The organism is Janthinobacterium sp. SUN137 (genome assembly GCF_030587265.1).
In the GTDB taxonomy this organism is placed as follows: Bacteria; Pseudomonadota; Gammaproteobacteria; order Burkholderiales; family Burkholderiaceae_D; genus Janthinobacterium; species Janthinobacterium kumbetense.
In genome coordinates, this window is sequence record NZ_JAPWHZ010000006.1 from 1 (window position 1) to 14580 (window position 14580).

Sequence of the window (14580 nt, forward strand, 5' to 3'; positions counted from 1 at the left end):
TTAATCTCTGTTACTTTGCCGTTTTACCGGCACCATCATTGCTGATGGGTCGCTCACTCAAAAAACTGACAGGCCACTACTTTCGTAGCGCCTATTTCATTATTTCTTGTGAACATTTGATATTTTAAGTATTACAGCAATCCGAAGATCGCTGCTGCACTGACATCAAATGCCCACACTTATCGACTGTTAATTGTTAAAGAACTGTATTCGGCACTGCTTTCGCGCTATCGACAAAGCGTTGTGTTTGTCAGCTGCGAAGAAGGAAGAGTATGAAGCATTTTGCTACGTCCGTCAACTCCTTCTTTTCCTCATCTCACTCGGCATTTGCATGCGTCGTTCAGCGAGGGGGCGAATTATAGCCGTGCCCTGCGCACCCCGCAAGCGCTATTTTGCAGTTGGGTAAATATTGCTGTGTGATATCGTAGCGCCGACCATACCCTGCCTCATCCACATAGATTCCCATGCCTATCCCACACATCAGCCCTACCGCCAATTCCGCCTTGTCCAGCGCACTCGAACATGCCATCAACAGCAAGACCAAACCATTGGGCAGCCTCGGCATGCTGGAAACCCTGGCCCGTCAAATCGGCCTGATCCAGCAAAGTACGCAACTGGCGCTACACCAACCCGCCATCATCGTTTTCGCGGCCGACCATGGCGTCGTCGCCGAGGGCATTTCTGCCTATCCACAAAGCGTGACCTGGCAGATGGTGGAAAACTTCCTGGGCAACGGCGCCGCCATCAATGTCTTTGCCCGCCAGAATGATTGCGCCTTATATATAGTAGACGCGGGCGTGAACCACGATTTCGGCCCGCGCGACGGCTTGCTTGACCATAAACAAGGTCCCGGCACCCGCAACTTTGCCAAAGAGCCCGCCATGAGCCGGGAACAGTGTCTGGCCGCCATGCAGGCGGGGATGGGACTGGTCGCCAGCCTGGACGGCAATGTGCTGGGCTTTGGCGAAATGGGCATCGGCAACACCACGGCCGCGGCAGCACTGACGCACAAGCTGACCGGCACGCCCGTTGCCGATTGCGTCGGCGCCGGCACGGGCCTGTCGAAAGAGGGCGTACGACATAAACAGCAGGTGATCGAAGCGGCCGTCGCCCATCATGCGGCAGTCGATGAGCCGCTCGACGTGCTGGCCACCTTCGGCGGCTTCGAAATCGCCATGATGGCCGGCGCCATGCTGAAAGCGGCCGAACGGCGCATGATTCTGCTGATCGATGGCTTCATCGTCAGCAGCGCCCTGCTGGTGGCGGCGCGCCTGCAGCCAGCCATTCTCGATTACTGCGTGTTTTCGCACTGCTCCGATGAAAACGGCCACCGCCAGCTGCTGGCCAGCCTGGGCGCGCGTCCGCTGCTGCACCTCGATTTGCGCCTCGGTGAAGGCACGGGTTCCGCGCTGGCCTTGCCTCTGCTGCACGCGGCCGTCAACTTCATGCGCGAGATGGCGACCTTCGCCTCGGCCCAGGTCAGCGAAAAGTCCACGCCAGACTAATACTATGGCCAATCCCGTTTCCGCCGCAATCCACCAGTGCCGTCTGTTCTTCATCGCGCTGCAGTTCTTCACGCGCCTGCCCATCCCGCGCTGGGTGGGTTTCGAGCCGGCTTGGCTGCAGCACGCCTCGCGTTACTTCCCCCTGGTGGGTCTGGTGGTGGCAGCCATCAGTGGCGCCGTGTATCTGTTGGCCAGCTGGCTGCTGCCTTCTGCGGTGGCCGTGCTGCTGGCCATCGCCGCCGGCATTTACCTGACGGGCGCCTTCCATGAAGATGGTTTCGCCGACATGTGCGACGGCTTTGGCGGCGGCTTGACGCGCGAGCGTGTACTGGAAATCATGAAGGACTCGCGCATTGGCGCGTATGGCGCCATCGGCATCATCTGCCTGCTGGCCATCAAGTGCACGGCGCTGGCCTCGTTGCCGCCACACATCGTCGTGGCGACACTGTGCATCGCCCATCCTTTGTCCCGCCTGGCCGCCGTCTCGCTGATCCGGTTCATGGACTATGCACGCGACGAAGGCAAGTCCAAGCCCATGGCGCAGGAAATGCGCACGGGTGAATTCATCATCGCCACCGTCTGCGGCCTGCTGCCCGTCATCGTGTGCGGCGCTCTGGGGATATTCGACTGGGCCACGCTGGTCTTTGCCGTCGTGGTGGCGGCAGCTGCCGCTTTCTGGCTGGGCCGCAAATGCCTGCGCCGCCTGCAAGGCTACACGGGTGACTGCCTGGGCGCCGTGCAGCAAGTGGCGGAAGTGGCGGTCTATTTGGCCATCCTCTCCAGCTTTCAGCCTCCACTGCGCTTCTACTGAACAAGCATGCGCCTGATCCTCGTCCGCCACCCCGCGCCGCAGGTGACCAGCGGTACCTGCTATGGCCGCAGCGACGTGGCGGTGGCGCCTCACGAAATGGCCATGGTGCGCGCCAGCTTGCAGGCAACCTTGCCGCCGCATGTACCGCTGTATGCCAGTCCGCTGCGCCGCTGCGCCGGCCTGGCGACGACCTTGGCGCAGGACTTGCCCGCGAGCGCCCTGCGTTTCGACGCGCGGCTGGCGGAGATGGATTTCGGCGCGTGGGAAATGCAGCCCTGGCACGCGATTGCGCGCGCGGAAATCGATGCCTGGGCAGCCGACCTGGCCTGGTACCGCCCCGGCGGGGGCGAGAACGTGCTGGCGATGGCCGCCCGCGTCGACGCGTTTCTAGGCGATCTGTTGCGCGAACAACACGAAACGGTCGTCATCATCTGCCATGCGGGCACCATCCGCCTGCTGTCGGCACTGCAAGCCCGGCTGCCATTGGAGGAAACAGCCCTGCTGGCCACCCATTCTGCCCATAAAATCGCCTACGGTGCGACGGTCGTCGTCGATTTCTGATATTGAATTGTCCAGCCGCCCATGTCAGTCCATGCCTGCTGCACGTATAATGGCGGGGTTTTGGTGCCCGCGTTCATGTCCATGAGCGCAGTTAAACGGGAAACACGATGCCGCGATTGCGGCGAGCGTGTGCTGCCCCCGCAACGGTAAGCAAGTGTCGCCCCTCCCTACGGGAAGCGGCGACAAGCTATCTCTGACAACCACTGTGCTTGCAATCATCGAGCATGGGAAGGTGAGATAGCCGTACTTGCCAGCCCGGATACCGGCCAGGACAGGTGGAAGTGTGCGAACGGGGATGTTCGCGATCCGAATGGCCCATGGCCATCTTCGATCGTCATCTTCAGTTCCCACTTCTGTTCAATCTGGCCTACGGGGACGTCGGCTGGTTGCATATTACTTACTGAAAATTATCATGACCCATGCTGTTTCCCGCCACGCGGCCCTCACGTCGCTCGCGCTAGCCATTGCCGCGCCTGCCGCTTTCGCCCAAGCCACGCCAGACACCTTCGATCCCATCGTCGTTACCGCCAACCGTTACCCGCAGCATCTGAGCGAAGTATTGAGCGATACGCAGACCATCAGCTCGGAAGACATCGCGCGCTCGGGCGCCGGTACGCTGATCGACCTGCTGCAAAAGCAGCGCGGCATTGAAGTCAATCGCTATGGCGGCCCAGGCACTGATTCGAGCGTATTCATCCGCGGTGCGAACAGCAACCAGAATATCGTGCTGGTCGATGGTGTACGTATCGGCTCCGCCACATCTGGCACTGCCAGCTGGAACGCCCTGCCGCTGTCGAGCATCGACCACGTTGAGATCGTCTACGGCCCACTGAGCACCATGTATGGCGCCGATGCCGTCGGCGGCGTGATCCAGATCTTTACCAAGAAAGGCGACGGCGCCACGCGCTTTTCCGCCTTCGCCGGCTACGGCCGCAACAACACCCGCCAGGCGGAAGCCAGCGTTGCCGGCTCTACCGGTGGCAACAACAGTTTCAGCTACGCCCTGACCGCGGGCAAGGAAAAATCGGATGGCTATTCCGCCACCAAACCTGGTAATTTTTCCTATAACGGCGATAAAGACGGCTACGACAAGGAAAGCGTCAGCGGCCAGTTTGGCTACCAGATGGCCAAGGGCCATGAAGTCGGCCTGGTTTTCCTGAACAGCAAACTGGATGCACAATACGATGCGGGCTTGAACTTCGACGCGCGCAACGACAAGAAGCAGGAAAGCATTTCGGTATTCACGAAGAACCAGTTCTTGCCGAACTGGACCAGCGAGCTGCGCTACGCAGAATCGAAGGACAAACTGACCGCGGTATCCGCCGCAGACGCCTCCGGCAGAAGCCAGTTCGACACCAAGCAAACTGACATCAGCTGGCAAAACGATATTCTCATTGGCCGCGATACCCTGCAATTGCTGGGTGAATACCGTGACGAAGATGTCGTGAGCTCGGCCGAAGGCCTGTCCGGCGGACGCAATACAAAGTCGTTCGCGGCATCGTACAATCTGGTGCGCGGCGCCCACCTGGCCAGCATCAGCGGCCGTCGCGACGACAGCTCGGTGTACGGCACGCACAACACGGGCAGCGTCGCCTATGGCTACCGTTTCAGCAATGCCTTGCGCGCCAACGCCAGCTATGGCACCAGCTTCCGCGCACCGACCTTCAACGATCTGTACTACCCTGATTCCGGCATTCCGACGAACAAACCGGAAAAAGGCCGCAATGCTGAAGTAGGCTTGCAATACAACGACGGCCAATCGCAACTGAGCGCAACCTACTACCACAACAAGATTACCGACATGCTTGTCTACGTATGGCCTTGCACGGTGATCGGCTGGAAACCAGGCGAAGGCTGCAGCATGAACGTCGACAAAGCATTGCTCAAAGGCCTGACGCTGGCTGGCGCGCACAAGTTCGGCGCCTTCAACGTCAGTGGCAATCTCGACCTGCAAGATCCACGCAATGAAACGACGGACAAGCAACTGGTGCTCCGCGCGAAAAAACACGCCAACTTCGCTGTCGATTACACGACCGGTCCTTTGACCGCCGGTACGGAATGGCAGTTGTCGGGCAAACGTTTTGCAGATCCTGCCAACAAGACCACCCTCGGTGGCTATGGCTTGCTGAACCTGTACACCACCTACCAGTTCGCACGCGACTGGTCGGTTTTGGCACGTTGGAACAACATCACCAACAAAGACTATGAACTGAGCCGTTTCTATGCGACTCCACGCTCGAACCTCTTCGTTGGCGTACGCTATGGCATGAAATAATCCCGTCGTAATGATGTAAGCTGCGGGCGATGGCATTGCTGTCATCGCCCGCAGATGCAGTTCTGCAGTCCCCGTTTTTAAGGCAGTACATGCACCCATTTTTCCGCAACATGCGCCACCGCGCCACCGTCATCCTCACGGTGCTGATCGTGTGCGCGATTGCCAGCCTGATTTTCTCCGGCATGATCGGCTCGATCGCGATTCCGCTCGCCGACCTGCCTTCCGCCCTGTTCCACGTCGTGCAAGGCAAGACAGATACCCTCGCCGCCACCCTGCTCGACCTGCGCCTGGGCCGCGCGCTTACCGCCTTTGTCACCGGCGCGGCGCTGTCGCTGGCCGGCCTGATGATGCAGGCGCTGCTGCGCAATCCCCTGGCCGATCCTTACGTGCTGGGCATTTCCGCCGGCGCTTCCGTTGGCGCGCTGGCCGCGCTGCTGTTCATGTGCGCGCTGTGGGTGGTCGACGCGGCCGCCTTTGCCGGCGCCGTCGGCGTGTCCATGCTGCTGTACTTTTTTGCGCGCCGCGACCTGCGCGGCGGCACGGCGGCCGAAGGCGGCGCCTCGCTCTTGCTGCTGACGGGCGTGATCCTGGCCTCGGCCTGCATGGCCATCGTCACCCTGATGCTGTCCATCGCCCCGGAAAGCCGCTTGCGCAGCATGGTGTTCTGGATGATCGGCGACCTGTCCGGCGCGCCCGCGCGGCTGATGCCCTGGCTGGTCCTGGCGGGCGCCCTGGTCTTCGCACTGCGCTGCGCGCGCTCGCTGAACGTCATGGCGCTGCACGCGGAAGCGGCCAGCACCCTGGGCGTGCGCGTGGGCGCCCTGCGCAAGGGACTGTTCTTCTGTTCCGGCCTGCTCACGGCCAGCGCCGTCACCAGCGCCGGCAGCGTGGGCTTTGTCGGCCTGATCGTGCCGCACGCGCTGCGCTTTGCCTGCGGCCCCGACCATCGCCTGTTGATACCGGCTGCCGCGCTGGCCGGCGGCACCTTCCTCGTACTGGCCGACACGCTTGCGCGCACCGTGCTGGCACCGTTACAGCTGCCCGTCGGCGTGGTCACGGCCATGATAGGCGCGCCCGTCTTCCTGTACCAGCTGCACCGGTTGCGACGCACATGATACGTACCTACCAACTCGGCCTGAAGGCAGGCACGCGCTCTCTCGTGGAAAACCTCATCTGGCATATCAAGGATGGCGAATGCTGGAGCGTGATCGGCCGCAATGGCGCGGGCAAGAGCACCTTGCTGCGCACCCTGGCCGGCTTGCGCGAACCGGATGCGGGCCACGTGACGATACAGGGCCGCGCCCTGGTCGACTGGCCGCTCGACGAACTGGCGCGCGAACGGGCCTTCCTGGCGCAGGCGCGGCACGATGCGTTCTCGTACCGCGTCATCGAAACCGTGCTGTCGGCGCGCCATCCGTATCACGACAACCATTACTGGGAAGGCAGCGACGACCAGCGCATCGCCCTGGCGGCGCTGGCATCGATGGAAGTGGAGCACCTGGCCGAGCGCGACGTGCGCAGCCTGTCCGGCGGCGAACGCCAGCGCGTGGCAATCGCCGCCATGCTGGCGCAGGATACGCCCTTGTTGCTGCTGGACGAACCGGCCAACGCGCTGGACCTGGCACACCAGGTCAGCGTCATGGGCCTGCTGTCAACACTGTGCCGAGAACAGAACAAAACCGTGGTGATGGTGGGGCATGACCTGAACCTGGCGCACAGCGTCTCGACCCATGCGCTACTGCTGATGGGCGACGGCGGCTGGCTGGCCGGTCCGGTGGCCGAGGTAATGCGGGCATCCATCCTGGGCGACTACCTGGGCCACCCGATCGAGATCATCGATCACGGCAAACGCAAGATATTCATACCGAAAGAGAACTGACATGAGCGACAAGAAGACAATCGATGCGGACACCGCGGCGATCAACGAACGCCACCGAGTGCGCATGGAGCGCAAGAAGGCCATCATCGATGCAGCCATCGCCAAGGCGGACAAGGAAATCGGCATCATCATCGTCAACACGGGCAATGGCAAGGGCAAGAGTTCGAGCGGCTTCGGCATGGCCATCCGCGCCATGGGCCACGGCATGAAAGTGGGCGTGGTGCAGTTCATCAAGGGCGCCATGTCGACGGGAGAAGAAAAATTCCTGCGCCGCTTCCCCGATGAAATCAGTTTTCATGCGATGGGCGAAGGCTATACCTGGGAAACGCAAAACCGCGAGCGTGACATCGAAAAGGCCGAACTGGCGTGGGAACAGGCGAAGACCTTCCTGACCGACCCCAGCTACGGCCTGGTGCTGTTCGACGAGCTCAATATCGCCCTCAAATACAACTACCTCGACGTGCATAAAGTCATCGCCGACCTGCTGGAACGCCCGGCCATGCAACACGTGGTCATCACGGGCCGCGGCGCGCCGGACGAACTGATCGCCATCGCCGACACCGTCACGGAAATGGCCGTTGTCAAGCATGCCTATGCGGCCGGCATCGGCGCGCAAATCGGCACCGAGTGGTAGCAGCGCCATGACGCGCACCCTGGTCTTCGGCGGCGCCCGTTCCGGCAAGAGCGCCCATGCGGAAACGCTGGCCCGCGAGTCCGGCAAGGAAGTGATCTACATCGCCACCGCGCAGGCGGGCGATGTAGAAATGGCCACGCGCGTCAGGCACCACCGATCGCAACGCCCGGCCGAGTGGGTAACCCTGGAAGAACCGCTGCGCCTGGGCGACGCCATCCTGCGGGAAGCACTGCCAGGCCGCCTGCTGCTGGTCGACTGCCTGACCCTGTGGCTGACCAACCTGATGTTTTCCAGCGGCGAGACCTATCCGGACGTAGGCGACATCGCCCTGCCCGAGCTGTTCCACAGCGAGCGCGCGCACCTGCTGTACGCGCTGGCCGAAGTCGAAGACACCGGCTGCGACCTCGTTCTCGTGTCGAACGAAGTGGGCATGGGCATCGTGCCCTACGGCGCCATCTCGCGCTGCTTCACCGATGAAGCGGGCCGTTTGAACCAGGCCGTGGCGGCCGTGTGCGACAAGGCCGTGTTTGTCGCCGCCGGCCTGCCGCTGTACCTGAAAGGCGGGCCATGCTAAGCGGCTTGTCGCTGCCCATGCTGGCCGCCTTGATGACGGCCGGCGTGCTGCTCGATATGCTGCTGGGCGAGACGCGCCGCTGGCATCCGCTGGTCGGTTTTGGTCGCCTCTCCAGTGCGCTCGAGCGCCTGCTGAACCGGGGCCGCGGACGTTTTCTGCGCGGCGTGCTGGCGTGGTCGCTGGCCGTGCTCCCCATCAGCTATGCCGCCTACTGGCTGTGCGGCCTGGCGGGTGCCGCCCTCCACGTTTTCCTGTTATATCTATGTCTGGGCCTGCGCAGCCTGCGCGACCACAATCAGCCCATCGCCGACGCCCTGGCCATCAATGACCTGGACAACGCGCGCCTGCTGACGGCGCGCATCGTCAGCCGCGACACGGCCAATGCCGACGCGGCCGGTCTGGCCAAGGCCAGCACGGAATCCCTGCTGGAAAACGGCAACGATGCCGTCTTCGGCACCCTGTTCTGGTTTGCCGTGGCGGGCGGCCCCGGCGCCGTGCTCTTCAGGCTGGCCAATACCCTCGACGCCATGTGGGGCTACCGCAATGCACGCTACGACTGGTTCGGCTGCTGCGCCGCGCGCATCGACGACCTGTTGAATTATCTGCCGGCGCGCCTGACGGCCCTGTCGTACGTCTTGCTGGGCAAGAGCATGGCCGACAAACAACGGGCCTGGCAGTGCTGGCGCAGCCAGGCGCCCCACTGGGGCAGCCCGAACGCTGGCCCCGTGATGGCCAGCGGCGCCGGCGCCCTGGGCCTGGCCCTCGGCGGCGACGCCATCTACGACGGCGAACTGGAACACCGCCCGCCTTTGGGCAGTGGCCGTCCCGCCGAAGCGCGCGACATCGACCGCGCCTGGCGCCTGGTGGCTGAAACGGCCGTGCTGTGGCTGATCTGGGTGGCGCTGCTGGCAGGCCTGTTCTACCTGAAGGGAAAATACCTTGCTTGAACATGGCGGCAACCTGCGCGACGCCGCGCGCGAATACGGCAGGCCACTGGAAGACTGGATCGACCTGTCGACCGGCATCAACCCGCACTGGTATGCAGCGCCAGCACCGAACGCCAATGCCTGGCACCGGCTGCCGGAAGCCGATCCCGCGCTGGCCGCTGCCGCCTGCGCGTATTACGGCGCGCCAGCCATGCTGCCCGTGGCCGGCACGCAAGCCGCCATCCAGGCCCTGCCCCGGCTGCGCGCGCCGTCGCGCGTGGTGGTGGCCGCGCCGTCGTATGCTGAACATGCGCACCACTGGGGCCAGCACGGCCATCAATTACGCCAAGTGCCGTATGCGCGGCTGGCCGATGCCGTCGACCATTGCGACGTGCTGGTCGTCTGCAATCCCAACAATCCCACGGGCGAGCGCATCGCGCCCGAGCTGCTGCTGGAGTGGGCGGACAAACTGACCGCGCGCGGCGGCTGGCTGGTGGTCGATGAAGCGTTTGGCGATACGGAATCGTGCGCCAGCCTGGGCTCCCACTCTGCCCGGCCGGGACTCATCGTGCTGCGCTCCGTCGGCAAATTCTTTGGTCTGGCGGGACTGCGCCTGGGCTTTGTCGCCGCCCATTCAGCCTTGCTTGCGCAGCTGACCGACCTGCTGGGGCCATGGGCCGTCAGCGGCCCGGCGCAGCACGTGGCGCTGGCCGCCCTCGCCGACACGCATTGGCAGGTAGCGATGCGCGAGCGCCTGCGCGGCGAAGGCAAGCGCCTGCGCCAGCTATTGGCAGCGCACGGCATCGCCAGCAGCGGCACGGCGCTGTTCCAGTGGTGGCCGGAAGAGCGCGCCGAAGCGTTCTGGCGCCACATGGCGGAATCGGGCATCTGGGTGCGCCTGTTCCGCCACGCCGCCCACGGCATCCGCCTGGGCCTGCCCCCCGACGAACATTCCTGGCTGCGCCTGCAGCAGGCCCTCACCACATGGAAACACATATGAACCACTTGAAAACAGCACTGCTACTGGCCGGACTGGTCTCGCTGCAGGCGCAGGCCGCCATCACCGTGCGCGACGACGACGGCAATACCGTCACCGTGGAAAAACCGGCGCAGCGCATCCTGGCGCTGGCGCCGCATGTGACGGAACTGCTGTTCGCGGCCGGTGGCGGCGACAGGATCGCCGGTGTCGTCAGCTACAGCGACTACCCGGAAGCGGCAAAGAAGATCACGCAAGTGGGCGACAACCGCCAGTACGACATGGAGCGCATCATCGCCCTGAAGCCGGACCTGATCGTCGTGTGGATGCATGGCAGCGCCGAGCGCCAGATCGCCATGCTGCGCCAGCTGAAGGTGCCCATCTATCACAGCGAACCGCGCAAGCTGACCGACATCCCCGACAGCATGGAGCGCCTGGGTCAGCTGATGGGAACGGAAAAAACCGCCAAACCGGCGGCGGCCCAGCTGCGCGCCAAACTGGCCAGCCTGACGGCGCAATATGCGCAGCGCCCGCCCGTGCGCGTGTTTTACCAGGTGTGGGACAAACCTTTATATACCTTGAGCGGCGCGAGCATCATCAGCGACTCCATGCGCGTATGTGGCGCGCAGAATATCTTTGCCGCGATGAAGGTGGTGGCACCCGTCGTCACGCCGGAAGGCGTGCTGCAGGAAGACCCTGAAGTCATCTTCGGCACCAGCGAAAAAAGCGATCCGCGCAGCGAAGGTGGCCTGGCGATGTGGCGCGCCTTCCCGTCGATGACGGCCGTGCGCAAGAATAACCTGTTCCGACTGAATGGCGACCTGCTGAACCGCGCCGGTCCGCGCATGATCGAGGGTACGGCCGCCATGTGCGAACAACTGGAAGTGGCCCGCCAGCGCCGCAACACGCCCGCGGCCAAGGCCGCGCCATGAGTCACGCAGCGAGTCACTACCAGCGCATCGCCTGCCTGTCGACGGAAGCCGTGGAAACGCTGTATGCGCTGGGCGCCGAAGACGTCATCGCGGGCATTTCCGGCTTTACCGTGCGCCCTCCCCGCGCGCGCGAGGAAAAGACCAAGATCAGCGGCTTTTCCTCTTCCAGCCTGGAGCGCATCCTGGCCGTCCAGCCCGATCTCGTGATCGGTTTTTGCGACATGCAGGCCGATATCTGCCGCGACCTGGTGAAAGCCGGTATCGAAGTGCACCAGTTCAACCAGCGCACGGTGGAAGGCATCCTGCGCATGATCGGCGTGCTGGCCGCACTGGTGCAGCGCGAGGAAGCGGGACGTGAACTGATCGCCAGCCTGCGCGTCGACATCGCCGCCGCCCGGGCCCGCGCCGCAGCCTGGACGCGCAAGCCCGTGATTTACTTTGAAGAGTGGAACGATCCGCTGATGAGCGGCATCGGCTGGGCGGCGGAATTGATCGACATCGCCGGCGGCACGGACGCCTTCCCGGAATTGTCCGCGCAGCCGGGCGCGAAAGAGCGCATCATCGCCGATCCGCAAGATGTGGTGCGGCGCGCGCCCGACATCATCATCGCCACCTGGTGCGGCAAGAAGTTCCAGCCGGCGCAGCTGACGGCACGTCCGGGCTGGGATGCGATTCCCGCCGTACGCAATGACATGCTGTTCGAGATCAAGTCGCCCGACATTCTTTCGCCCGGTCCAGCCGCCATCACGCAAGGCTTGTGCCAGATCAGCGACATCATCGCGCAGTGGCAGGAGAATCAGAAAGAGCGGCAGGCATGAAGACACCCTTCCCCGCCCTGATGGTGCAAGGCACGACGTCGGACGCGGGCAAGAGCACCGTCGTCGCAGCCCTGTGCCGCCTCTTGAAACGCCGTGGCGTGACGGTAGCGCCGTTCAAGCCGCAAAACATGGCCTTGAATAGCGCGGTGACGAGCGACGGCGGCGAGATCGGCCGCGCGCAAGCCCTGCAGGCGCTGGCCTGCGGCATCGCGCCCCACACGGACATGAATCCGGTGCTGCTGAAACCATCGTCGAACACGGGTGCGCAAGTGATCATCCACGGCAAGGTGCGCGCCGAGATGGATGCGCGCGACTACCAGCAATATAAAACCATCGCCATGGGCGCCGTGCTGGAATCGTACGCGCGCTTGCGCCAGCAGTACGACGCCGTCGTCGTCGAAGGCGCGGGCAGCCCCGCCGAAGTCAATTTGCGCGCGCGCGACATCGCCAACATGGGCTTTGCCGAAGCCGTCGACTGTCCCGTGATCCTGGTGGCCGACATTGACCGTGGCGGTGTCTTCGCCCACATCATCGGCACCCTGGCCTGTTTGTCCGACAGCGAACGGACGCGCATCCTTGGCTTCGTCATCAACCGCTTCCGCGGCGATATCTCGCTGCTACAACCCGGCATCGAGTGGCTGGAACAGCAGACGGGCAAACCCGTGCTGGCCGTGCTGCCCTACCTGCAAGGCCTGTTCCTCGACGCGGAGGACGCCGTCGAAGCGATGCAGGCCGAACGCGGCGCCTTCAAGGTGGTGGTGCCGCAACTGCCGCGCATCAGCAACCACACGGATGTCGACGCGCTGCGCGCCCATCCCGATATCGACCTGCAATTCATCAAACAGGGGCAGCCGATTCCAGCGGCCGACCTGGTGATCCTCCCCGGCAGCAAGAACACGCGCGGCGATCTGGCGTGGCTGCAGCAGCAAGGCTGGCCCGCCTACCTGGCGAAACACCTGCGCTACGGCGGCAAGGTGCTCGGCATTTGCGGCGGCTTCCAGATGCTGGGGCAGTCCGTACGCGATCCGCTGGGCGTGGAAGGCGCGGCGGGAGAGTCAAAGGCGCTGGGATTGCTCGACATGGCGACGGAGCTGACGCGCGACAAGCGGCTGGAACAGGTGCGCGGCCACTGCGCGTTTGCCGGCGCGGCCGATGCGCCCGTGGCAGGCTATGAAATCCACATGGGTATCTCGCATGGCGCCGCGCTGGCGCAGCCGGCCTTCCTCATCGACGGCCGTCCGGAAGGGGCGGTATCGGGCGACGGACAAATCCTCGGCAGCTATTTGCACGGCATGTTCGACACGCCCGCCGCGTGTGCGGCGCTGCTGCGCTGGGCGGGGCTGGACTCCGGCCACACGGTGGATACCGCCGCCCTGCGCGAGGCCAGCCTGGAGCGCATCGCCGATGCGGCCATCCCGCTGCTGGCGGCCCTGGACCACCTCAAACGCTAGCCGTCATTTTTTCAGGCACATGCCCATGTACGAGCGGTCGGTCGAAAATTCGACGGCCATGCTCGATGACACGGGCATGAACATCGAATAGTCGGCCGGCACGTCGGCGGGGTCCTTGAACACGGCGATGCCATCGACATCGACGGCTTGCGCACCCAGGCCCAGCTTGTTCAGGGTCACGTTTTCCGCGTGCACCTTGCCCGTGCCGTTATTGGTGATGGTCGCCACATTGCTGGCGATGTCGATCTTGCCCGTCGTGCCACCCTGCGCCGCACAGGCGTAGCTGCCATTGATTTCCGTGCCGATTTTCTGCTGTCTGGCCGCCACGATGGTGCCCACGCGCAGGACGTTTTCCTGGTTGCGGCTGTAGCGGTCGATGAACAGCGCCAGCCCCCGATCCCCCGCATGCACGTGCACGATGCCGAAGTCCTGGCTGCCCTGGCGTGCGACGAGCAAGCCGTTCTTCGCATCCTTGACCAGGGTCAGGCTGGCGTTTTCCGCGTCCAGCAGCAGCGATACTGGCGAGCACACGCCTTGCGCATTGAATACGCCGCCATTGCACAGTTGGGCCGCGCCGTCGGCAGCGATCCTGAGACTGCCTTTCGGATTGAAACGGTCACCGCCGTTCGAGGCATTGCGCATGCCGCCCAGGAAGATATAGTTGCCGGCCAGCCTGGCCACGTCACCCACCGCATAGCCGGTGCCGCTGACGGTCGAGATCATGTTGCCCAATTTGATATTGCCAGACAGAAGACGCGTGCGCGCATCGACGGTGACGCTGAAATCCGTTGCCGTGTAGGTGGTGAGATTGCCGGTGGTGGACGCGGTAAACGTGCCGCTGCGGTCGCTCAAGCCGAACTGCGTCGACAGCACGCGGATAGTGTAGGTTTTCTTGACGCTGTCGAACGTGATGCGCCAGGTGTCGCCGATATCGGCAACCACGTCGTACACGCTTTCATCGGCGCTGGCGCCGGCAATGACGCTCAAGCCGGCCTCCCTGGCCACGGCAACTGACGCCACCGTCACGCTGTCGGCGGGAACGACGGGAGGCGTCACGACGGCCGGCGGTGTCACCGGCGTCGCTGGCGTGCCGCCATTGCTGCCGCCACCGCATGCGGACAGGGCCGCGCCCAGGACAAGGAAGGTAAGTGCATTTTTCATGTGGAGTGACTTTCGGGAAAAAGGGGCCGGAGCTGCCAGAAAACACATGCTAGCCTTGCCAGCAATCTATTGCTATA

At 63.7% G+C, this 14580-nt stretch carries 14 protein-coding genes and 1 riboswitch; of the genes, 13 read left to right on the forward strand and 1 reads right to left on the reverse strand.

Features of this window, described 5'->3' with window-relative positions; translation table 11 throughout:
- Positions 1 to 464: 464 nt before the first annotated feature.
- From cobT to O3298_RS26635, 13 genes are all read left to right on the forward strand, one after another.
- Positions 465 to 1505, forward strand: a complete 1041-nt coding sequence (gene cobT, locus O3298_RS26575) for a nicotinate-nucleotide--dimethylbenzimidazole phosphoribosyltransferase (RefSeq protein WP_305060962.1) — start codon at positions 465 to 467, stop codon at positions 1503 to 1505.
- Positions 1506 to 1509: 4 nt separating this feature from the next.
- Positions 1510 to 2316 (forward strand): adenosylcobinamide-GDP ribazoletransferase, encoded by an 807-nt coding sequence (locus O3298_RS26580; protein WP_305060963.1) that lies wholly within the window; start codon positions 1510 to 1512, stop codon positions 2314 to 2316.
- 6 nt (positions 2317 to 2322) lie between these two features.
- On the forward strand, positions 2323 to 2877 hold the full coding sequence (locus O3298_RS26585) for a histidine phosphatase family protein (RefSeq protein WP_305060964.1): 555 nt from the start codon (positions 2323 to 2325) through the stop codon (positions 2875 to 2877).
- 44 nt (positions 2878 to 2921) lie between these two features.
- Positions 2922 to 3163: riboswitch (cobalamin riboswitch) on the forward strand.
- A gap of 9 nt (positions 3164 to 3172) precedes the next feature.
- On the forward strand, positions 3173 to 5152 hold the full coding sequence (locus tag O3298_RS26590) for a TonB-dependent receptor domain-containing protein (RefSeq protein ID WP_369811634.1): 1980 nt from the start codon (positions 3173 to 3175) through the stop codon (positions 5150 to 5152).
- An 89-nt stretch (positions 5153 to 5241) separates the two neighbouring features.
- The gene (locus O3298_RS26595; protein ID WP_289906908.1) at positions 5242 to 6267 is read left to right on the forward strand and encodes an iron ABC transporter permease; all 1026 of its coding nucleotides are present in this window, start codon (positions 5242 to 5244) and stop codon (positions 6265 to 6267) included.
- Complete coding sequence (locus tag O3298_RS26600; RefSeq protein ID WP_289906907.1) at positions 6264 to 7031, forward strand: ABC transporter ATP-binding protein; 768 nt, start codon at positions 6264 to 6266, stop codon at positions 7029 to 7031. Before O3298_RS26595 ends, O3298_RS26600 begins: the two co-directional genes overlap by 4 nt.
- A 1-nt stretch (position 7032) precedes the next feature.
- Positions 7033 to 7665 carry a cob(I)yrinic acid a,c-diamide adenosyltransferase gene (gene cobO, locus O3298_RS26605; RefSeq protein ID WP_305060965.1) on the forward strand — a complete coding sequence of 211 codons (633 nt, stop codon included), beginning with the start codon at positions 7033 to 7035 and terminating at the stop codon, positions 7663 to 7665.
- Positions 7666 to 7672: 7 nt separating this feature from the next.
- Positions 7673 to 8239: a bifunctional adenosylcobinamide kinase/adenosylcobinamide-phosphate guanylyltransferase gene (gene cobU, locus O3298_RS26610; RefSeq protein ID WP_305060966.1), complete on the forward strand. Its 567-nt coding sequence runs from the start codon at positions 7673 to 7675 to the stop codon at positions 8237 to 8239.
- Positions 8233 to 9186, forward strand: coding sequence for an adenosylcobinamide-phosphate synthase CbiB (gene cbiB / locus O3298_RS26615; RefSeq protein ID WP_305060967.1), 954 nt, complete (start codon positions 8233 to 8235; stop codon positions 9184 to 9186). The genes cobU and cbiB overlap by 7 nt, the downstream gene beginning before the upstream one ends.
- A complete protein-coding gene (cobD, locus tag O3298_RS26620; protein ID WP_305060968.1) occupies positions 9179 to 10165 on the forward strand; it encodes a threonine-phosphate decarboxylase CobD in 987 nt (328 codons plus the stop codon). The genes cbiB and cobD overlap by 8 nt, the downstream gene beginning before the upstream one ends.
- Entirely contained in the window at positions 10162 to 11073 is a 912-nt protein-coding gene (locus tag O3298_RS26625) for a cobalamin-binding protein (RefSeq protein ID WP_305060969.1), read from the forward strand. Before cobD ends, O3298_RS26625 begins: the two co-directional genes overlap by 4 nt.
- Positions 11070 to 11891, forward strand: coding sequence for an ABC transporter substrate-binding protein (locus O3298_RS26630; RefSeq protein ID WP_305060970.1), 822 nt, complete (start codon positions 11070 to 11072; stop codon positions 11889 to 11891). The genes O3298_RS26625 and O3298_RS26630 overlap by 4 nt, the downstream gene beginning before the upstream one ends.
- On the forward strand, positions 11888 to 13342 hold the full coding sequence (locus O3298_RS26635) for a cobyric acid synthase (RefSeq protein ID WP_305057724.1): 1455 nt from the start codon (positions 11888 to 11890) through the stop codon (positions 13340 to 13342). Before O3298_RS26630 ends, O3298_RS26635 begins: the two co-directional genes overlap by 4 nt.
- Positions 13343 to 13345: 3 nt before the next feature.
- On the opposite strand, the gene O3298_RS26640 is transcribed toward O3298_RS26635, so the two are convergent.
- A complete protein-coding gene (locus O3298_RS26640; protein ID WP_305057725.1) occupies positions 13346 to 14503 on the reverse strand; it encodes a hypothetical protein in 1158 nt (385 codons plus the stop codon).
- Positions 14504 to 14580: the final 77 nt, after the last annotated feature.